Source organism: Pseudomonas sp. NPDC089408 (genome assembly GCF_044749445.1).
Taxonomy (GTDB): Bacteria; Pseudomonadota; Gammaproteobacteria; order Pseudomonadales; family Pseudomonadaceae; genus Aquipseudomonas.
Genome location: NZ_JBIVHY010000006.1, coordinates 195,788 through 216,315 on the forward strand (window position 1 = coordinate 195,788; position 20,528 = coordinate 216,315).

Consider the following 20,528-nt stretch of genomic DNA (forward strand, 5'->3'; position numbering starts at 1 on the left):
TGGCTAATCGTTGTTGTGGTGCCGCAAGGCTGCGTGTCAGAAAGCAGCTAGTTGTTTTGCCGTGGAGTGTGCGTCCGAAGGCGCCGTGAACCGTATCCATGGACGACATGGCCGATTTGAATAACGACGCGCCAGCCCTTGTCGTGCGGGGCTGGTCGCGATAAGCACGCCGATGTCGCTGGCAGGAATGTACGTCGCCCTCAGCTTGCGCATTATCCAAGCCATAAAAAGGGCCATAGTCGGCCGCTGGAGATGAACATGTCCGATACCTTCCTCAATCCGGTCACTACCCAGACCTGGGCCAACGGCCGCCACATCGTGCGCTGCGTCAAGGTCATCCAGGAGACCTGGGACGTGCGCACCTTCTGCTTCATGGCCGACCAGCCGATCATGTTCTTCTTCAAACCAGGGCAGTTCGTTACCCTGGAGCTGGAGATCGAAGGCAAGCCGGTGATGCGCTCCTACACCATCTCCAGTTCGCCGTCGGTGCCGTACAGCTTCTCGATCACCGTCAAGCGCGTGCCGGGCGGCCTGGTGTCGAACTTCCTGCACGACACCATGCACGAAGGCGCCGAGTTGCCGGTGCACGGCCCGGTGGGGCTGTTCAATGCCATCGACTTCCCGGCTGGCAAGACGCTGTACCTGTCAGGCGGCGTCGGCATTACCCCGGTGATGTCGATGGCGCGCTGGTTCTACGACACCAACGCCAATGTCGACATGGTCTTCGTGCACAGCGCCCGTTCGCCGAAGGACATCATCTACCACCGCGAGCTGGAACAGATGGCTTCGCGCATCCCCAACTTCAGCCTGCACATCATTTGCGAGAAGCATGGCCTGGGCGAACCGTGGGCGGGTTACCGCGGTTACCTGAACCAGCGGCTGATGGAGCTGATTGCGCCGGACTACATGGAGCGCACGGTGTTCTGCTGCGGCCCGACGCCGTACATGACCGCGGTCAAGCGCATGCTTGAGGCGGTCGGCTTCGACATGAAGAACTACCACGAGGAGTCGTTCGGGGCCACACCGCCAGAGGCCAAGGCCGACGCGGTGGAGCACGCCGAGCAGGCCGCCGATGCGCCGGAGCTGGATGTTTCCGATCTCAATCTGGTGGAGTTCATTGGCAGCGAAAAGAGCATCCGCATCGCCCCGGGCGAGACCGTGCATGCGGCGGCTGCCAAGGTGGGCCTGATGATCCCGAAAGCCTGTGGCATGGGTATTTGCGGCACGTGCAAGGTGCTGAAGCTGGGCGGCGAAGTGGAGATGGAGCACAACGGCGGCATTACCGAAGAGGACGAAGCCGAGGGCTACATCCTGTCGTGCTGCAGCGTGCCGAAAGGGGATGTGCGGATCGATTACTGATCCGAAATTGCAGGGGGCTGCTGCGCAGCCCATCGCGACACAAGGCCGCTCCTACAGGGGAACGCGTACCCATGGGTAAACGCATATCCCTGTAGGAGCGGCCTTGTGTCGCGATGGGCCGCAAAGCGGACCCGGCTATAAGAACTAGTAAATCTATCAGTTCCAGAGTATCCGGCGATGAAGTAGCTTTACTTCAGAAACTCTGGAGGCTTGTATGATTCAACCCATTTCAGCTTCTGTGAGCCTATGCCGTTCAGTACAGTACGACCCTTACGGTATTCAGCCTGGTCGATCTGCCTCATTACTCGCATTCAATGGAGAGTTCCAGGATCGTCTAACTGGCAGTTATCTGCTCGGCAACGGTAGAAGATCCTACAGTCCAGCTTTGAGGCGTTTCTTGTCAGCGGATCCCCAGAGCCCGTTTTCCAAGGGCGGTATCAATGCTTATTCCTACTGCCTGGGCGATCCGGTCAACAGGCAAGATCCAAGTGGCGCGTTCAGCATATTCTCGGTACTTAAACGAGCTATATGGTTAGGCTCAAGGCTCAAAGCTGTCTGGTCGGAACCTGACAAGCTAAAGGTTTTGGCTGAAGCCGCGAAATGGACGGCCGGTGTCGGAGGCGTCATGGCTTCTTATGGAATACCTGGTGGAAAACAATTGGTTGCAGCCGCAAGCGTTGTAAAGGTAGGGCTAAAAGGATTTTCGGTTGGTAAATCCCTGAAGAAGCAGGTTCAACATCGCGCTGCACCCTTCTTGATGGATCTAGCTGATGCTGAGTTTTCGCCTTTCGTTGGTCCTATCGCCAGCGAGCATTCAAGATCTTCGGAAAGCAGTAAACTGATCAGGGCCGCATAGCGGCCCCCTATTTTTCAGGTCAGGTACGGAAGCGCGCCACCAACCCATTCAAATCAACTGCAAGGCGAGACAGTTCGGCACTCGCCGCACTGGTCTGATGCGCCCCGGTAGCACTCTGCACCGACAAATCGTTGATATTCACCAGGTTGCGGTCCACCTCCCGCGCCACCTGCGCCTGCTCTTCCGCCGCGCTGGCGATCACCAGGTTGCGCTCGTTGATCTGCGCCACCGCCCCGGCAATGGTATCCAGCGCCATCCCCGCACCCCGTGCGATGTTCAGCGTCGATTCGGCACGCTCGGTGCTGGTGCGCATCGACTCCACGGCCTCTTCGGTACCGCCCTGAATGCTGCCGATCATGCGCTCGATCTCGCTGGTCGACTGCTGGGTACGGTGGGCCAACGCGCGTACTTCATCGGCCACCACGGCAAAACCACGGCCCGCTTCACCGGCGCGTGCCGCTTCGATTGCTGCGTTCAGTGCCAGCAGGTTGGTCTGGTCAGCCAGGCCACGGATTACATCCAGCACCTTGCCGATATCACGCGACTGCTCGGCCAGGTGAGTAATCAGCTTGGCGGTAGCCTGCACATCACCGCTCATGCGCTCGATGGCACCAACGGTCTCCATCACCAGGTCACGGCCGTCGCCGGTCGAGCGGCTGGCTTCACTGGACGCTTCGGACGTGCTCACGGCATTGCGTGCCACTTCTTCCACGGCGCTGGTCATTTCCGTCACGGCGGTGGCGGCCTGTTCGATTTCGTTGTTCTGCTGTTGCAGGCCACGGGCGCTTTCGTCGGTAACGGCATTCAACTCTTCCGCCGCTGAGGCCAACTGGGTGGCAGAGCCGGCAATCTGTTGCAAGGTGTCGCGCAGCTTGTCCTGCATACGCGCCATGGCGCGCAACAGGCGGGCAGCTTCATCGGTGCCTTCGGCGCGGATGATGTGAGTCAGGTCACCGTCAGCGACCTGCTCGGCGCTTTTGAGCGCGTCCTCGATCGGCTTGACGATGCTGCGGGTCAGCAGGAACGCGCAGAGGAAGGTCAGCACGGTAGCCGCGATCAGCAGGCCGATCACCAGGGCGAAGGCGGCGGCGTACTGGTTGGCGGCTTTTTCGTTGGTGGCGCGGGTCTGGTCGGTGTTGATGCGTACCAGGGTTTCCATGACCTTGTTGACTTGCTCGGAGTTGGCCAGCAGGTCGCGGTTGAGCAGGTCGCGCAGTTCATCGATGCGGTCGGCCTGGCTCAGGCTGCGCATGCGCGATTCCAGCTGGCGGTACTGGTTGAGTAACTGGCCGTACTGGTCGAACGCGGCCTGCTCGTCGGCGGCGCCGATCATCGGCAGGTAGGCCTGGCGGGCGCGGTCGATCTGGGCGTTGCGCTGGTCCAGCAGGTTCAGGGTGTCGCGCTGGGTTTCCGCTTCGCGGTTAAGCAGCAGGCGGTAGGAGAGGGTGCGCATGCGCAGGTTCAGCGCGGTGAGTTCGTCGAGGATCTTGATACTGGGCACGCTGACCTGCTCGATGACCACGCCGGCCTGGCGGATGTTGCCCATCTGTATGAGCGAAAAGATGCCGAGGCCGAGCATCAGCAGGCCGATCAGCGCGAAGCCCAGTAGGGCCCGCGGGGCGATATTCATGTTGCGTAAAGACATGGAGGAAGGGATCCAGGCAAGGAAAGAAAGCGTGCGCAAAGTGCGACGAAATGGGACTTGCCGGGCTATCGGTCGTGACTGATCAGTCTTGAGCGCAAACGGTGAGAATTGTGAGGTAGCTATCCTTTTCCTGACCGGCGGTTGACCCAGGTCGGAACAAGGTGGCGGTTACCCTGTCAATCTGCGGGTTCGACACTTCGTGAATCCGATATTTAATGGCGATAGGGCGCAGTTTTCTTTATCGTGTGCGCCCCTCGCAACAACCTGAGATAGACCCCATGCTGGAAGCTTCCCTGAATCAAATCGAGCAACTGGTCAGCGACCTGATGCAAAAAAACGCTCAACTTACCGAACAGAACACCGCCCTCGGTCAGGAACTGGCCCAGGCCAAAGAAGAGAACGAAACCCTGCAGCTGTCGCTGATGGAGCAGGAAGAGAAGAACGGCGCTACCGCAGCACGCATCCAGGCCCTGGTTGAGCGTGCCAGCGCGGGCGTTGTCGGCGCATGAGACTGCCAGAGCAGCCGATCAATGTCGTGTCGATTCTCGGCATCGACTATTCGATCAAGGCGCCCGAAGGCCAGGAAGAAACCTTGGCCCAGGCGGTACGCATGCTCAACACTGCCCTGAACGAAACCAAGCGTCAGTACCCGACCCTGATCGGTGACAAACTGCTGGTGCTGGCTGCCCTCAACCTTTGCTCAAGGCAGGTTGAACTGCAGAAAGAACACCAGCAGACGCTGGCGCGCACCCAGGCGCAGATCGACGCTACCGTGGATGCCATCGTTCGGACCATTGCCGAGCAATAAGACTTGCACCACCCTTTGTGGGAGCGGGTTTACCCGCGAATGCGTCAGTACCTTCGACATCGCATTCGCGGGTAAACCCGCTCCCACAGGGTGCAACTGATTGCTTTACATCACTGGATTAACTGGATACGCAAGTGTATACACTTCTCGCAAAACAATAATGTTGCGGGGGAGTAGGGCATGGGTATCTGGCGCAAGAGCATCCAGTGGCAAATGATCATCAGCATGGGTGCGGCCTTGCTGGCGAGCATCCTGGTTGTGGTCATCATCTTCACCGTGGCGCTCAATCGCCTCACCGAGCGCTATCTGGTCGACACCGCCCTGCCAGCCAGCATCGAAGCCATCCGCAACGACATCGAGCGCATGCTTGGCCAGCCCATAACGGCTGCTGCCGACATTGCCGGCAACACCTTGCTGCGCGACTGGCTAGCCGCGGGTGAAGACCCTGCCCAAGCCCCACAATTTCTTGAATACCTGACCGCCGCCAAGCAGCGTAACCACGCCTTTACTGCGCTGTTCGCAGCGACCGAGACCGGCCATTACTACAATGAAAACGGCTTGGACCGCACCCTTAGCCGCAGCAACCCCAAGGACAACTGGTTCTACGGCTACGTCGACAGCGGCGCCGAGCGCCTGATCAATATCGACATCGACGGTGCTACCGGTGAGCTGGCGCTGTTCATCGACTACCGCGTCGAGAAGGAAGGCAAGCTGGTCGGTGTGGCCGGCATGGGGCTGCGCATGACCGAGCTGTCCAGCCTGATCCACGACTTCAGCTTCGGCGAGCACGGCAAGGTGTTCCTGGTGCGTAACGATGGCCTGATCCAGGTGCACCCGGATTCGGCCTTCAGCGGCAAGCGCCAGCTCGGCGAACAGCTCGGTGCGGCTGCAGCCAAGGCCGTGATGAGCGGTGGCGAAGGCTTGCGTAACGGCCGTTTCAGCCGTGATGGCGAAACCTACCTGGCGCTTGGCCTGCCGTTGCGCGACCTCAACTGGACCTTGGTGGCCGAGGTGCCAGAGGCGGAAATATACGCGCAGATGCGCCAGACCGTGGGGCTGACCAGCCTGATTGGTGGCGCCGTGGCTTTGCTGTCTTTGCTGCTGGTGGTGCTGCTGGCGCGTGGCCTGGTGCGGCCGATCCGCCGCGTTACCGCTGCATTGGTGCAGATTGGCAGCGGTGCTGGCGACCTCAGCCATCGCCTGGATGATTCGCGCCAGGATGAACTGGGCGACCTGGCCCGTGGTTTCAACCGCTTCCTCGACAGCCAGCGCCGACTGATTGGCGAGGTACTGCAAACCTCCGAGCGGCTGCACCTGGCCGTGGAGCAGGTGACCCAGGTGGTGGACAACACCGCTGAGCGCTCCGGGCGCCAGCAGGAGATGACCGAAATGGTCGCCACCGCCGTGCACGAGATGGGCCTGACCGTGCAGGACATTGCTCGCAATGCCGGCGATGCAGCGCAGGCTTCGCAGTTGGCGCGGGATGAGGCGCTGCAGGCGCGCGAGGTGGTGCAACGGTCGATTCGGGGTATCGAGGGTATGTCGGGCGATATCGGCAAGGCCGCTGATGCGGTTAGCCAGTTGGCAGATGAAGTCGCCTCGATCGATGAAGTATTGGCGGTAATCCGTAGTATTTCCGAACAGACCAACCTATTGGCGCTGAACGCTGCCATCGAGGCTGCGCGCGCGGGCGAGATGGGCCGTGGGTTTGCTGTGGTGGCCGATGAAGTGCGGACCTTGGCCCGACGCACGCAGATGTCCACTGATGAAGTGCAGCAGATGATCCAGCGCCTGAAGCAAGGTGCGGGTTCGGCGGTGAGTTCGATGCAGGCGGGGCAGCAGGCGACCGGCAGTGGCGTGGAGTCGAGCCAGCGCACCGGGGCGTCTTTGGGGGCGATTACAGACCAGGTGGAACACATCAGCGACATGAACCATCAGGTGGCCACGGCGACCGAAGAGCAGTCGGCGGTGACGGAGGAGATCAATCGTACGGTGCAGGGGATTTCCGATCTGGCGCGGGAGACGGCGGCCGAGGTGCAAGGGTGCCGGGAAGAGTGCCAGGCGTTGCGTGGCTTCGCCGATGATCTGGCGCGGCAGATGGGTGGGTTCAAGCTCTAGATTGCCGGGGCCGCTTTGCGGCCCTTTCGCGACGCAAGGCCGCTCCTACAAGGGACCGCATTCCCATGCCGGCACCGCGGTCCCTTGTAGGAGCGGCCTTGCGTCGCGAAAGGAGGGCAAAGCCCTCCCAGCAATCTGTCAGGCAGTGATGATGCTGCGAATATCCGCCGCCAACTCACGCACCCGCTCTTCCTCAGTATCCCACGAGCACATGAACCGCGCCCCACCACTGCCAATAAAGGTATAGAAGCGCCAGCCCTTACTACGCAGCGCTTCAATGGCCTGCTCAGGCATCTGCAGGAACACCCCGTTGGCTTCCACCGGGAACATCAGCTGTACCTCTGGCAAATCACTCACCAACGACGCCAGCAACTGCGCGCAATGGTTGGCGTGGTTGCCGTGGCGCAACCAGGCGCCGTCTTCCAGCAGCCCGACCCAGGGCGCCGACAGGAAGCGCATCTTCGACGCCAGTTGCCCGGCCTGCTTGCAGCGGTAGTCGAAGTCTTCAGCCAGCTGCCGGTTGAAGAACAGGATCGCCTCACCCACCGCCATACCGTTCTTGGTGCCGCCAAAGCACAGTACATCGACACCGGCCTTCCAGGTCAGCTCGGCCGGGCTGCACCCGAGGAATGCGCAGGCGTTGGTAAAGCGCGCGCCGTCCATGTGCAGGTTCAGGCCCAGCTCTTTGCAGGTGGCGCTGATCGCCTTGAGCTCGTCGGGGCGGTATACGGTGCCCACTTCGGTGGCCTGGGTGAGGGTCACTACCCGTGGCTTGGGGTAGTGGATGTCCTGGCGCTTGAGCGCCACTTCGCGGATCGACTCGGGCGTCAGCTTGCCGTTGACGCTGGGCGCGGTCAGCAGCTTGGAGCCATTGGAGAAGAACTCAGGCGCGCCGCATTCGTCGGTTTCGACGTGGGCGGTCTCGGAGCAGATCACGCTGTGGTAACTCTGGCACAGCGAGGCCAGGGCCAGGGAGTTGGCGGCGGTGCCGTTGAAGGCGAAGAACACCTCGCAGTCGGTTTCGAACAGGTTGCGGAAATACTCCGAGGCACGCTCGGTCCACTGGTCGTCGCCGTAGGCGCGGTCGTGGCCATGGTTGGCCTTTTCCATCGCCGCCCAGGCTTCGGGGCAGATACCGGAATAGTTGTCGCTGGCGAATTGTTGGCTCTTGTCTGTCATGACACTACTGTCCTGTGAACGACGCAGAACAGCACTCTAAACCATCGATTCGGCGGTTGCCTATACAACCGCTGCATAAGCTGGTTTCAGGGTTGTCTGGGCCGGCCTCTTCGCGGGTGAACCCGCTCCTACAATGGACCTGCGCACGCCGAGCAGTGTAGGAGCGGGTTCACCCGCGAAAGGGCCTGAACAAGCGACATTAAAACGAATGTCGTAAACGCGCCATTGCAAGGCGTGCGCAGGCATCTGACCCGCCCCGCCCAGTCATAACATCGCCACAAAGGGCCACAGTGCCCCACGACAAAAAACGATCGCTGCCGGGAGATACACGATGTTCAGCAAGCAAGACCAAATCCAGGGTTACGACGATGCACTGCTGGCGGCGATGAATGCCGAAGAACAGCGCCAGGAAGACCACATCGAGCTGATCGCCTCGGAAAACTACACCTCCAAGCGCGTGATGCAGGCCCAAGGCAGCGGCCTGACCAACAAATACGCTGAAGGCTACCCAGGCAAGCGCTACTACGGCGGCTGCGAGCACGTCGACAAGGTAGAAGCCCTGGCCATCGAACGTGCCAAGCAGCTGTTCGGTGCCGACTACGCCAACGTCCAGCCGCACTCCGGTTCGTCGGCCAACGGCGCTGTCTACCTGGCCCTGCTGCAGGCCGGTGACACCATTCTCGGCATGAGCCTGGCCCACGGCGGCCACCTCACCCACGGCGCCAAGGTGTCGTCCTCGGGCAAGCTGTACAACGCTGTGCAGTACGGCATCAACACCGACACCGGCCTGATCGACTATGACGAAGTCGAGCGCCTTGCAGTCGAGCACAAGCCGAAAATGATCGTTGCCGGCTTCTCGGCCTACTCCAAGACCCTCGACTTCCCACGCTTCCGCGCCATCGCCGACAAGGTCGGTGCGCTGCTGTTCGTCGACATGGCCCACGTTGCCGGCCTGGTTGCCGCTGGCCTGTACCCTAACCCGATCCCGTTCGCCGACGTGGTCACCACCACCACCCACAAGACCCTGCGCGGTCCACGTGGTGGCCTGATCCTGGCCAAGTCCAACGAAGAGATCGAGAAAAAGCTCAACGCTGCGGTATTCCCGGGTGCCCAGGGCGGCCCGCTGATGCATGTAATCGCCGCCAAGGCCGTGTGCTTCAAGGAAGCGCTGGAGCCTGGCTTCAAGGCTTACCAGCAACAAGTGATCGAAAACGCCCAGGCCATGGCCCAGGTGTTCATCGACCGCGGCTACGACGTGGTTTCCGGTGGTACCGACAACCACCTGTTCCTGGTCAGCCTGATCCGCCAGGGCCTGACCGGCAAAGATGCCGACGCCGCCCTGGGCCGCGCGCACATTACCGTCAACAAGAACGCTGTGCCGAACGACCCGCAGTCGCCGTTCGTCACCTCGGGCCTGCGCATCGGCACCCCGGCCGTTACCACCCGTGGCTTCAAGGTTGCGCAATGCGTAGCCCTGGCCGGCTGGATCTGCGACATCCTCGACAACCTCGGTGACGCAGACGTCGAAGCCGATGTGGCGAAGAACGTCGCGGCCCTGTGCGCTGATTTCCCTGTTTACCGCTGAGTGGAGTAAACGACCATGCAACGCTACTCGGGCTTCGGCCTTTTCAAGCACTCCCTCAGCCACCACGAAAACTGGCAGCGCATGTGGCGCACGCCGACCCCTAAAAAGGTCTACGACGTGGTCATCGTCGGCGGTGGCGGCCATGGCCTGGCCACGGCCTACTATTTGGCCAAAGAGCACGGCATCACCAACGTCGCGGTCATCGAGAAGGGTTACCTGGGCGGCGGCAACACCGCCCGTAACACTACTATCGTGCGTTCCAACTACCTGTGGGACGAGTCGGCGCAGCTGTACGAACACGCTATGAAACTGTGGGAAGGGCTGTCCCAGGACATCAACTACAACGTGATGTTCTCCCAGCGCGGTGTGTACAACCTGTGCCACACCCTGCAGGACATCCGTGACTCCGAGCGTCGCGTCTCCGCCAACCGCCTCAATGGCGTCGATGGCGAGTTGCTGAACACCGCCCAGGTCGCGGCCGAAATCCCGTACCTGGACTGCTCGAAGAACACCCGTTACCCGATCCTCGGCGCGACCGTTCAGCGCCGTGGTGGCGTGGCCCGTCACGACGCCGTGGCCTGGGGCTATGCCCGTGCCGCCGACGCCTTGGGCGTGGACCTGATCCAGCAGACCGAAGTGATCGGTTTCCGCAAGGAAAACGGTGCGGTCATCGGGGTGGAAACCAACAAAGGCTTCATCGGCGCCAAGCGCGTCGGCGTGGTCACCGCCGGTAACTCCGGGCACATGGCCAAACTGGCCGGCTTCCGCCTGCCGCTGGAATCGCACCCGCTGCAAGCCCTGGTATCCGAGCCGATCAAGCCGATTATCGACAGCGTGATCATGTCCAACGCCGTACACGGCTACATCAGCCAGTCCGACAAGGGCGACCTGGTGATCGGTGCCGGTATCGACGGCTGGGTCGGCTACGGCCAGCGCGGTTCGTACCCGGTGATCGAGCACACCCTGCAAGCCATCGTCGAGATGTTCCCCAACCTCTCGCGCGTACGCATGAACCGCCAATGGGGCGGCATTGTGGACACCTCGCCGGACGCTTGCCCAATCATCACCAAGACCCCGGTCAAGAACATGTTCTTCAACTGCGGTTGGGGTACTGGCGGCTTCAAGGCAACCCCGGGTTCGGGCAACGTCTTCGCCGCGAGCCTGGCCAAGGGCGAAATGCACCCACTGGCCGCGCCGTTCTCCATGGACCGTTTCTACAACGGCGCACTGATCGACGAACACGGCGCCGCCGCCGTCGCCCACTAACCGGAGACACCGTCATGTTGCATATTTTCTGTCCCCACTGCGGCGAGCTGCGCTCCGAAGAAGAGTTCCACGCCTCTGGCCAGGCGCACATCGCCCGCCCGCTGGACCCTGCCGCTTGCTCCGACGAGGAGTGGGGTACCTACATGTTCTACCGTGACAACCCGCGCGGCATTCACCATGAACTGTGGGACCACGTAGCCGGTTGCCGCCAGTACTTCAACGTCACCCGCAACACCGTGACCTACGAGATTCTGGAAACCTACAAGATTGGCCAGAAGCCGCAAGTGACCGCTGATGGCAAAGCTGCGACCGCAGCGTCCGCCGTCAAAGGCCAAGGGGAAAAAGTATGAGCCAGACCTATCGCCTCGCCAGCGGCGGCCGCATCGACCGCAGCAAGGTCCTGAACTTCACCTTCAACGGCAAGACCTACCAGGGTTATGCCGGTGACAGCCTGGCCGCCGCGTTGCTGGCCAACGGCGTCGACATCGTAGGCCGCAGCTTCAAGTACTCGCGCCCACGCGGCATCATCGCCGCCGGTACCGAAGAGCCGAACGCCATCCTGCAGATCGGCTCCAGCGAAGCCACCCAGATCCCCAACGTGCGTGCCACCCAGCAGGCGCTGTACGCCGGTCTTGTAGCCACCAGCACCAACGGCTGGCCGAACGTCAATAACGACGTCATGGGCATCCTTGGCAAGGTGGGCGGCAGCATGATGCCGCCGGGCTTCTACTACAAAACCTTCATGTACCCGAAATCGTTCTGGATGACTTACGAGAAGTACATCCGCAAGGCAGCCGGCCTGGGCCGCGCGCCGCTGCAGAACGACCCGGACAGCTACGACTACATGAACCAGCACTGCGACGTGCTGATTGTCGGTGCCGGCCCTGCTGGCCTGGCTGCGGCGCTGGCCGCTGCGCGCAGCGGTGCCCGCGTGATCCTGGCTGACGAGCAGGAAGAGTTCGGCGGCAGCCTGCTCGACAGCCGCGAGACCCTTGACGGCAAGCCTGCCGCCGATTGGGTCAGCGCTGCGGTCAAAGAGCTGGAAGGCCTGCCGGAGGTGACCCTGCTGCCACGCGCCACGGTCAACGGCTACCACGACCATAACTTCCTGACCATTCACGAGCGCCTTACCGACCACCTCGGCGACCGCGCCCCGATCGGCCAGGTTCGCCACCGCGTGCACCGCGTTCGCGCCAAGCGTGTAGTGCTGGCTGCCGGCGCCCACGAGCGCCCGCTGGTGTACGGCAACAACGACGTGCCGGGCAACATGCTGGCCGGTGCCGTTTCTACCTACGTGCGCCGCTACGGCGTGGCCCCAGGCCGCAAGCTGGTGCTGTCGACCAACAACGACCACGCCTACCGGGCCGCGCTGGACTGGCATGACGCCGGCCTGCAAGTGGTCGCCATCGCCGACGCCCGCCACAACCCACGTGGCTCGCTGGTTGAAGAAGCGCGTGCCAAAGGCATCCGCATCCTCACCTCCAGCGCCGTGGTCGAGGCCAAAGGCAGCAAGCACGTCACCGGCGCCCGCGTGGCGGCCATCGATGTGCAGGCACACAAGGTCACCAGCCCTGGCGAAACCCTCGAGTGCGACCTGATCGCCACTTCGGGCGGCTACAGCCCGATCGTTCACCTGGCCTCGCACCTGGGCGGTCGCCCGGTATGGCGTGACGACATCCTCGGCTTCGTGCCGGGCGATGCACCGCAAAAACGTGAGTGCGTCGGTGGCATCAACGGCGTTTACGCCCTGGGCGATGTGATTGCCGATGGCTTCGAAGGCGGCGTTCGTGCAGCCACCGAAGCCGGCTTCAAGGCTACCGTCGGCACCCTACCGAAAACCGTTGCGCGCAAGGAAGAGGCCACCGTGGCACTGTTCCAGGTGCCGCACGACAAGGGCACCAAAGGGCCTAAGCAGTTCGTCGACCAGCAGAACGACGTGACCGCTGCCGGTATCGAACTGGCCACCCGTGAAGGCTTCGAGTCGGTCGAGCACGTAAAACGCTACACCGCGCTGGGCTTCGGTACCGACCAGGGCAAACTGGGCAACATCAACGGCCTGGCCATCGCCGCCCGTTCGATCGGCATCACCATCCCGGAAATGGGCACCACCATGTTCCGCCCCAACTACACACCGGTTACCTTCGGTGCAGTAGCGGGCCGCCACTGTGGTCACCTGTTCGAGCCGGTACGCTTCACCGCCCTGCATGCCTGGCACGTGAAGAACGGCGCCGAGTTCGAAGACGTCGGCCAGTGGAAGCGCCCGTGGTACTTCCCGAAAGCCGGTGAAGACATCCATGCTGCCGTGGCCCGTGAATGCAAGGCCGTGCGTGACAGCGTGGGCCTGCTGGACGCCTCGACCCTGGGCAAGATCGACATCCAGGGCCCGGACGCGCGCGAGTTCCTCAACCGCATCTACACCAACGCCTGGACCAAGCTCGACGTGGGCAAAGCCCGCTACGGCCTGATGTGTAAAGAAGACGGCATGGTCTTCGACGACGGCGTAACCGCCTGCGTCGGCGACAACCACTTCATCATGACCACCACCACTGGCGGCGCTGCGCGCGTGTTGCAGTGGATGGAGCTGTACCACCAGACCGAATGGCCGGAACTGAAGGTGTACTTCACCTCGGTCACCGACCACTGGGCCACCATGACCTTGTCTGGCCCCAACAGCCGCAAGCTGCTCAGCGAGCTGACCGACATCGACATGGACAAGGAAGCCTTCCCGTTCATGACCTGGAAGGAAGGCAACGTTGGCGGCGTACCGGCCCGCGTGTTCCGCATCTCGTTCACCGGCGAGCTGTCGTATGAAGTCAACGTGCAGGCCAACTACGCCATGGGCGTGCTGGAACAGATCATCGAGGCCGGCAAGAAGTACAACCTGACACCGTACGGCACCGAGACCATGCACGTATTGCGTGCCGAAAAGGGCTTCATCATCGTTGGCCAGGATACCGATGGCTCGATGACCGCAGACGACCTCAACATGAGCTGGTGTGTGGGCCGCAACAAGCCGTTCTCGTGGATTGGCCTGCGTGGCATGAACCGCGAAGACGTGGTGCGCGAAAACCGCAAGCAGCTGGTAGGCCTGAAGCCGGTCGACCCGACCAAATGGCTGCCGGAAGGCGCCCAACTGGTATTCGACCCGAAACAGCCGATCCCGATGGACATGGTTGGCCACGTGACCTCCAGCTACGCATCCAACTCCCTGGGCTACTCGTTCGCCATGGGCGTGGTCAAAGGTGGCCTCAAGCGCATGGGCGAGCGTGTGTACTCGCCACAGGCGGATGGCAGCGTGATCGAGGCGGAAATCGTGTCTTCGGTGTTCTTCGATCCGAAGGGTGAGCGGCAGAACGTTTGAGGCTTCACCGGTAGCACTGATTGGAATGCGGTCCTTGTAGGAGCGGGTTCACCCGCGAAGAGGGCGGTGGCCCCACCATCGCATTCGCGGCGGTTCGACGCCTCGATAAACCCGCTCCTACAATGGATCTCTACAACCAGTGCCAACAGGTTCTACCTCAGGTCTTCGCGATCAACAGAATTCAAGGCAGGTAAGAAATGAGCGCTATCAACGTCTTCCAGCAAAACCCCGGCGCCGAGGCCAAGGCCCAGTCGCCACTGCACCACGCCGACCTGGCCAGCCTGGTTGGCAAAGGCCGCAAGAACGCAGGCGTAACCCTGCGTGAACGCAAGTTCCTCGGCCATCTGACCCTACGTGGCGACGGCCACAACCCGGACTTCGCCGCCGGCGTGCACAAGGCCCTGGGCCTGGAGCTGCCGGTAGCCCTGACCGTGGTCGCCAACAACGACATGTCGCTGCAATGGGTCGGCCCTGACGAGTGGCTGCTGATCGTACCCGGCGGCCAGGAACTGGCGGTCGAGCAAAAGCTGCGCGCAGCCCTTGAGGGCCAGCACATCCAGGTGGTCAACGTCAGCGGCGGGCAAAGCCTGCTGGAACTGCGCGGCCCGAACGTGCGCGAAGTGCTGATGAAATCCACCAGCTATGATGTTCACCCGAACAACTTCCCGGTGGGCAAGGCTGTGGGTACCGTGTTCGCCAAGTCGCAACTGGTGATCCGCCGCACCGCCGAAGACACCTGGGAACTGGTGATTCGCCGCAGCTTCTCCGACTACTGGTGGCTGTGGCTGCAGGACGCTTCGGCCGAGTACGGCCTGAGCATTGAGGCTTAAGGAGAGCAGAACATGAGTCGGGCACCGGATACCTGGATTCTCACCGCCGACTGCCCGAGCATGCTCGGCACCGTCGACGTGGTGACGCGTTACCTCTTCGAGCAGCGCTGCTACGTGACGGAGCACCACTCCTTCGATGACCGGCAGTCGGGGCGCTTCTTCATTCGCGTGGAGTTCCGCCAGCCGGACGATTTCGACGAAGCCGGCTTCCGGGCCGGCCTTGCCGAGCGCAGCGAAGCGTTCGGCATGACGTTTGAGCTGACTGCACCCAATCATCGCCCCAAGGTGGTGATCATGGTGTCCAAGGCCGACCATTGCCTGAACGACCTGCTGTATCGCCAGCGCATTGGCCAGCTGGGCATGGACGTGGTCGCGGTGGTGTCCAACCACCCAGACCTCGAGCCGCTGGCGCAGTGGCACAAGATCCCTTACTACCACTTTGCCCTCGACCCCAAGGACAAGCCCGGGCAAGAGCGCAAGGTGCTGCAGGTGATCGAGGAAACCGGAGCCGAGCTGGTGATTCTTGCGCGCTACATGCAAGTGCTGTCGCCCGAGCTGTGCCGGCGCCTGGATGGCTGGGCGATCAACATCCACCACTCGTTGTTGCCAGGGTTCAAGGGCGCCAAGCCTTATCACCAGGCGTACAACAAGGGCGTGAAGATGGTTGGCGCCACGGCGCACTACATCAACAACGACCTTGATGAAGGGCCGATCATTGCCCAGGGTGTCGAAGTGGTGGACCACAGCCATTACCCGGAAGACTTGATTGCCAAGGGGCGTGATATCGAATGCCTGACCCTGGCGCGGGCTGTGGGGTATCACATTGAGCGGCGGGTGTTCCTTAACGCCAACCGGACTGTAGTTCTGTAATAGCCTGTACCGGCCTCTTCGCGGCTAAAGCCGCTCCTACAGGTACCGATGCTCTCGAAACCTGCATCAAACCTTGTAGGAGCGGCTTTAGCCGCGAAGAGGCCAGCACAGGCCACCACTTTGCTTGCTGCCACCATATCCTCCAACGACACCCCTGCCGCTAAAAGGCATCTCCCTGTCGCTCCCAGTCAGTGCATCCCGCCCCATCCGGCCCACAATTCCCCTCATTCCAGAAACACATGCCGCCCACGGATGGCGGCGCGTTCAACCACCGCTGCATAAATAAAAATCAAGCGAGGTAAGAGCATGTCTGGCAATCGTGGAGTGGTATATCTCGGCGCCGGCAAGGTCGAGGTGCAGAAGATCGACTACCCGAAAATGCAGGACCCACGCGGCAAGAAGATCGAGCACGGCGTAATCCTGAAGGTGGTCTCCACCAACATCTGCGGCTCCGACCAGCACATGGTTCGCGGCCGCACCACTGCCCAGGTCGGCCTGGTCCTGGGCCACGAAATCACCGGTGAAATCGTCGAGAAGGGCAGCGACGTCGAGCGCATGCAGATCGGCGACCTGGTGTCGGTACCGTTCAACGTTGCCTGCGGCCGTTGCCGCTCCTGCAAAGAAATGCACACCGGCGTCTGCCTCACCGTCAACCCGGCCCGCGCCGGCGGTGCCTACGGCTACGTCGACATGGGCGACTGGACCGGCGGCCAGGCCGAATACGTGCTGGTGCCGTACGCCGACTTCAACCTGTTGAAACTGCCAGAGCGCGACAAGGCCATGGAGAAGATCCGTGACCTGACTTGCCTGTCCGACATCCTGCCAACCGGCTACCACGGCGCCGTCACTGCCGGCGTTGGCCCAGGCAGCACCGTTTACGTGGCCGGTGCCGGCCCGGTCGGCCTGGCTGCCGCTGCCTCGGCCCGCCTGCTGGGCGCTGCTTGCGTGATCGTGGGTGACCTCAACCCAGCTCGCCTGGCCCACGCCAAGTCGCAGGGCTTTGAAGTGGTCGACCTGTCCAAGGACACCCCGCTGCATGAGCAGATCGTCGACATCCTCGGCGAGCCAGAAGTGGACTGCGCCGTCGACGCCGTAGGCTTCGAGGCCCGTGGCCATGGCCACGAAGGTGCCAAGCATGAAGCCCCGGCCACCGTGCTGAACTCGCTGATGCAGGTGACCCGTGTTGCCGGCCAGATCGGTATCCCCGGCCTGTACGTGACCGAAGACCCGGGCGCGGTAGATGCCGCCGCCAAGATCGGCGCGCTGAGCATCCGCTTTGGCCTCGGCTGGGCCAAGTCGCACAGCTTCCACACCGGCCAGACCCCGACCATGAAGTACAACCGCCAGCTGATGCAGGCGATCATGTGGGATCGCATCAACATTGCCGAAGTGGTGGGCGTGCAGGTGATCAACCTGGATCAGGCGCCGGAAGGGTATGGCGAGTTTGATGCAGGTGTGCCGAAGAAGTTTGTGATTGACCCGCATAAGATGTGGGGTGCGGCGTAACCGTCGTCGTTTGACAAGAGCCCCTCGCATTGAGGGGCTTTTTCATAGCCGTTTCACAGATTTCAAAGCTGCGCAGGTCCCCTGTAGGAGCGGCCTTGCGTCGCGAAAGGGCTGCAAAGCGGCCCCACGATTTCAGCGTCGATGCAGATACGGCCGGGGCTGCTTCGCAGCCCTTTCGCGACACGAGGCCGCTCCTACAAAGCCCCGCGCTGGCCAGACATTACGCCCAGCGGAAGGTGGGCGCAAATCCTGTAGGAGCGGGCTTGCCTGCGAATAGGCCAGCCCAGCCAGCCAAAAATCAGCGCATCATCCCCAACTCCGCATCATCCATCAGCGCCTTGGCCAACGCGCTCAGATAATGCGAAGCCCAAAGCAACTGCGGCTTGTTGTCCATCAACCCGTCAATGGTCATGTCCCGCACATACCCCATAAGCTCCGAAGCCTGGTCACGGGCATCCTGGCAAGGGATACCAGGGGCAATGCAGAACAGCGGGTGAGTCTTGTTCTCCCCCTGATAAAATATGGTCTTGCCGACGGTGGTGTTGGGTTCTCTTTCGTCTGTTGTCATTGTTCTATCCCCTTGAAATTGGCTGTGCCTGTTCGGCCCTCTTCGCGGGTAAACCCGCTCCCTCAGGTACAGCGCCGGACCTGAAGGCTGAGCAACCTTTGTAGGAGCGGGCTTGCCCGCGAAGAGGCCCGATCAGGCAACACATCAAAATGCCTGTTAATGCAGGATCCGGGCTTCAGCCGGTATATGCACCTGCACCAATGCCGCTTCAAGCAGCACCTCAATTGCCTGCTGTGCCACAGTCTGGGCATACTCCGTGGGCTGGAGGACGGTGTCTTCAAGGGGATGGGAATTGCGAGGTGGATCAAAAACAGTTTTCAGCATGGTGTAACCCTCTGTCGGTTGCGCCGACACCCTCTGCTGTCAAACAAATGGGTGGCAGCTGTACGCGGGTTGACAGACCGGTCGACAGAGTAAACCCGGCGCACACAAGGTGCCCCGCGCACAGCCACCATTGAGGTGAGCCATCACGTATCTGTCGGTTTCGGCCTGTCAAAGCCGGTCGCTGATGTGCAGCGACCGCCCGAGACTAGACCGCATCCCGAATCATCGCAATGGCTAAAGCAGTTTGTGAGTATGTTTCAGAAACGTCCTACTAGGAAGAGATAATTCCCTGTGTACGCTGATGGGGAATCTGATGGGTTAAGTATTGTAACCGTATCGGTCTCTATTGTTGTTGCCGTACCAATACGACCTTGTAACTCCTGGGTGACGGTCGGATCGAATATTTGTATTTCGTGAAGATGCCGATCTTGCCCATTCTATTTCAAGTTTCGCGAGTTCGTGCTTGTTGTGACTTATCAGTTCGGTGGATATTTCCAGAAACTTGATCGGATCATTATTTATCTTGGTAGTGGAAATTTCATGTTTCTCAGCGTATAACCTATCTTTTGGTGAGAGTTCTGGTTCCCCGGGTAAAGGGTTTGTATCGATTTTTTGCTTGTTGCGAAATAGCTCGTTGTAGTCAATGCGTCCGTCTGTTTTATAGGGGGATTCTAATTTTATTTTGCCGCGGGCGTTATTGTATTTATCGGCTTGATTATTATAATTCGTGATCCTGCCTATCTTTTTTTCTTTTCGCCCCGCGAAGAGATTTTTAAATGGTTTTAATGAGAGGTGCCCAGATGGGTCGATTTTGTTAATCGGGTCGCCGGCGCAATAAGCATAGGCATTTAACCCTCCAGCTTGAAAGGGGCTTAGTGTGTCCTGGCTTGTAAAACGCATTAATGCCGGGTTGAAGATTCGATAGCCATTTCCCAGCGCGTACCCTTGAAGCATCAGGTCGAGGCGCTGACCGTTGTAGGCAATTAGTGCTTTTAGATCACTGTCATTGGTGTAGCCGTAGGGGGAGTACTCTATCCAATCTTGATCCATGCAGAGTACGGAATTGGCTTGGTCTACTGGCATCATTCTGGCCGGCTTAGCTTGCTCGAGTTGCGCCAGTTTAATGCCCTGTCCCGCTACTATGTGGCAAATACCTTTTTTTGAAATCGAGGTTGCCAAGTGATCATCCCGATAAAAAAACGCAGCCCCTTCTTCCGCTACCTGTGCTTGCTCCCGGGTAGAGAAAGCTGTGGAGGGTACTGTCTCGTTGCCTGCATGTGCCTTCATGTTTTAGTCACTCCAGAGTCGATTAGAGATTTTCAATCTGCGCTCAATTCATAGGCGATGACAACTGGCAGATTTATCAGGTAAAAGCAGTTTGGAACAAACCCCAAAATCACCAGTCAAACCCTCGTTTCCTAAGCCATCGCGGCCAACGAGGTCCCTCCCGATGAAAGCATTCACCCTGGCAACCCTGATGACCCTGGCCGCAAGCCCGGTGTTCGCCTTCAACCTCAGCGATGCCGCCAACGCCGTGTCGGCCATGCAGAACCAGAAACAGCAAGGCCAGGTGCAGGCGCCCGAGGCGCAGGCCAATCTACTCAACACCTTGGGCAGCCAATTGAACATCACCCCCGAACAGGCCGTGGGCGGGGCGGGGGCGATGTTGGGGTTGGCGCGTAACAACCTCAGTACTGATGACTATGGCCAGCTGACCAAGGCCGTGCCGGGGCTGGACCTGTTGGCGGGCGCCAATGCGCTGGGTGGGTTGAGCGGGTTGGGTGATTTGCTGGGCAAGAACAGCGAGAACCCGTCAGCGTTGAGCAATGCACTGGGCAACAATGTGGAAAACCGCAGCGACCTGGACAACGCGTTCAAGGCGTTGGGCATGGATACCGGGATGATCGGGCAGTTTGCGCCGTTGTTGCTGCAGTACCTGGGGCAGCAGGGGATTGCCGGGGCGTTGTTGCAGAATTTGGGGAGTTTGTGGACTACGCCGGTGCCGGCGCCATTGGCTCAGCCTTCGGTCTGAAGGTTTTGTAGGGGCAGTGCTGGCCCTATCGTTGGCAAGCTAGCTTGTGTGTCTTCAAGGTTGGCGCTGTACCTGTAGGAGCGGCCTTGCCGGGGCGCCGGACCGGTCGGAAAGGGCCGAAAGCGGCCCCAGGATTTCAGCGTCATTGCAGAGATTGCTGGGGCCGCTTTGCGGCCCTTTCGCGACACAAGGCCGCTCCTACAAGGGACCGCGCAGGTGCC

18 protein-coding genes and 1 pseudogene are annotated in these 20,528 nt (G+C 60.9%); 14 read left to right on the plus strand and 5 right to left on the minus strand.

Translation table 11 applies throughout. The features are described 5' to 3' along the window. Positions 1-258: 258 nt before the first annotated feature. Both gbcB and ACIP02_RS12525 read left to right on the plus strand, forming a co-directional pair. Positions 259-1,359, plus strand: coding sequence for a glycine-betaine demethylase subunit GbcB (gene gbcB / locus ACIP02_RS12520; RefSeq protein WP_400616858.1), 1,101 nt, complete (start codon positions 259-261; stop codon positions 1,357-1,359). A gap of 214 nt (positions 1,360-1,573) precedes the next feature. Next, entirely contained in the window at positions 1,574-2,215 is a 642-nt protein-coding gene (locus tag ACIP02_RS12525; protein WP_400616860.1) for an RHS repeat-associated core domain-containing protein, read from the plus strand. Positions 2,216-2,234: 19 nt separating this feature from the next. On the opposite strand, the gene ACIP02_RS12530 is transcribed toward ACIP02_RS12525, so the two are convergent. After that, entirely contained in the window at positions 2,235-3,860 is a 1,626-nt protein-coding gene (locus tag ACIP02_RS12530; protein ID WP_400616862.1) for a methyl-accepting chemotaxis protein, read from the minus strand. A 278-nt stretch (positions 3,861-4,138) separates the two neighbouring features. Here ACIP02_RS12530 and ACIP02_RS12535 point away from each other — a divergent pair, with 278 nt between their 5' ends. From ACIP02_RS12535 to ACIP02_RS12550, 4 genes and pseudogenes are all read left to right on the plus strand, one after another. After that, positions 4,139-4,369 carry a hypothetical protein gene (locus ACIP02_RS12535; RefSeq protein WP_012270115.1) on the plus strand — a complete coding sequence of 77 codons (231 nt, stop codon included), beginning with the start codon at positions 4,139-4,141 and terminating at the stop codon, positions 4,367-4,369. Further along, positions 4,366-4,668 carry a cell division protein ZapA gene (locus ACIP02_RS12540; RefSeq protein ID WP_400616866.1) on the plus strand — a complete coding sequence of 101 codons (303 nt, stop codon included), beginning with the start codon at positions 4,366-4,368 and terminating at the stop codon, positions 4,666-4,668. The genes ACIP02_RS12535 and ACIP02_RS12540 overlap by 4 nt, the downstream gene beginning before the upstream one ends. 225 nt (positions 4,669-4,893) lie before the next feature. Beyond that, positions 4,894-5,922: pseudogene (locus tag ACIP02_RS12545) on the plus strand (cache domain-containing protein); the annotation flags it as partial. Between the two features lie 135 nt (positions 5,923-6,057). Continuing rightward, on the plus strand, positions 6,058-6,786 hold the full coding sequence (locus tag ACIP02_RS12550) for a methyl-accepting chemotaxis protein (RefSeq protein WP_400617108.1): 729 nt from the start codon (positions 6,058-6,060) through the stop codon (positions 6,784-6,786). A gap of 138 nt (positions 6,787-6,924) precedes the next feature. Here ACIP02_RS12550 and ACIP02_RS12555 read toward each other — a convergent pair whose 3' ends face one another. Continuing rightward, positions 6,925-7,965 (minus strand): low specificity L-threonine aldolase, encoded by a 1,041-nt coding sequence (locus ACIP02_RS12555; protein ID WP_400616869.1) that lies wholly within the window; start codon positions 7,963-7,965, stop codon positions 6,925-6,927. 331 nt (positions 7,966-8,296) lie between these two features. Between ACIP02_RS12555 and ACIP02_RS12560 the strand changes: the two genes are divergently transcribed. The 7 genes from ACIP02_RS12560 to fdhA all read left to right on the plus strand — a co-directional run bounded on the left by ACIP02_RS12560 (position 8,297) and on the right by fdhA (position 17,383). Beyond that, on the plus strand, positions 8,297-9,550 hold the full coding sequence (locus tag ACIP02_RS12560; RefSeq protein ID WP_016484535.1) for a serine hydroxymethyltransferase: 1,254 nt from the start codon (positions 8,297-8,299) through the stop codon (positions 9,548-9,550). Positions 9,551-9,565: 15 nt separating this feature from the next. Then, on the plus strand, positions 9,566-10,816 hold the full coding sequence (locus tag ACIP02_RS12565; RefSeq protein WP_016484536.1) for a sarcosine oxidase subunit beta family protein: 1,251 nt from the start codon (positions 9,566-9,568) through the stop codon (positions 10,814-10,816). Between the two features lie 14 nt (positions 10,817-10,830). Continuing rightward, entirely contained in the window at positions 10,831-11,166 is a 336-nt protein-coding gene (locus tag ACIP02_RS12570; protein WP_400616873.1) for a sarcosine oxidase subunit delta, read from the plus strand. Continuing rightward, positions 11,163-14,177 carry a sarcosine oxidase subunit alpha gene (locus tag ACIP02_RS12575; protein WP_400616875.1) on the plus strand — a complete coding sequence of 1,005 codons (3,015 nt, stop codon included), beginning with the start codon at positions 11,163-11,165 and terminating at the stop codon, positions 14,175-14,177. The genes ACIP02_RS12570 and ACIP02_RS12575 overlap by 4 nt, the downstream gene beginning before the upstream one ends. Positions 14,178-14,374: 197 nt before the next feature. Beyond that, positions 14,375-15,007, plus strand: a complete 633-nt coding sequence (locus ACIP02_RS12580) for a sarcosine oxidase subunit gamma (RefSeq protein WP_400616877.1) — start codon at positions 14,375-14,377, stop codon at positions 15,005-15,007. 12 nt (positions 15,008-15,019) lie between these two features. Next, entirely contained in the window at positions 15,020-15,877 is an 858-nt protein-coding gene (purU, locus tag ACIP02_RS12585; RefSeq protein WP_019096474.1) for a formyltetrahydrofolate deformylase, read from the plus strand. 306 nt (positions 15,878-16,183) lie between these two features. After that, on the plus strand, positions 16,184-17,383 hold the full coding sequence (gene fdhA / locus ACIP02_RS12590; RefSeq protein WP_023532721.1) for a formaldehyde dehydrogenase, glutathione-independent: 1,200 nt from the start codon (positions 16,184-16,186) through the stop codon (positions 17,381-17,383). A gap of 298 nt (positions 17,384-17,681) precedes the next feature. Here the strand turns inward: fdhA and ACIP02_RS12595 are convergent, their stop codons facing one another. The 3 genes from ACIP02_RS12595 to ACIP02_RS12605 all read right to left on the minus strand — a co-directional run bounded on the left by ACIP02_RS12595 (position 17,682) and on the right by ACIP02_RS12605 (position 19,562). Next, positions 17,682-17,951: a DUF3077 domain-containing protein gene (locus tag ACIP02_RS12595; protein ID WP_400616880.1), complete on the minus strand. Its 270-nt coding sequence runs from the start codon at positions 17,949-17,951 to the stop codon at positions 17,682-17,684. Between the two features lie 156 nt (positions 17,952-18,107). Next, complete coding sequence (locus ACIP02_RS12600; RefSeq protein ID WP_400616882.1) at positions 18,108-18,275, minus strand: hypothetical protein; 168 nt, start codon at positions 18,273-18,275, stop codon at positions 18,108-18,110. Between the two features lie 318 nt (positions 18,276-18,593). Continuing rightward, positions 18,594-19,562 carry an RHS repeat-associated core domain-containing protein gene (locus ACIP02_RS12605; protein WP_400616884.1) on the minus strand — a complete coding sequence of 323 codons (969 nt, stop codon included), beginning with the start codon at positions 19,560-19,562 and terminating at the stop codon, positions 18,594-18,596. Positions 19,563-19,725: 163 nt separating this feature from the next. On the opposite strand from ACIP02_RS12605, the gene ACIP02_RS12610 reads away from it, so the two are divergent. Next, complete coding sequence (locus tag ACIP02_RS12610; RefSeq protein ID WP_400616886.1) at positions 19,726-20,307, plus strand: DUF2780 domain-containing protein; 582 nt, start codon at positions 19,726-19,728, stop codon at positions 20,305-20,307. Positions 20,308-20,528: the final 221 nt, after the last annotated feature.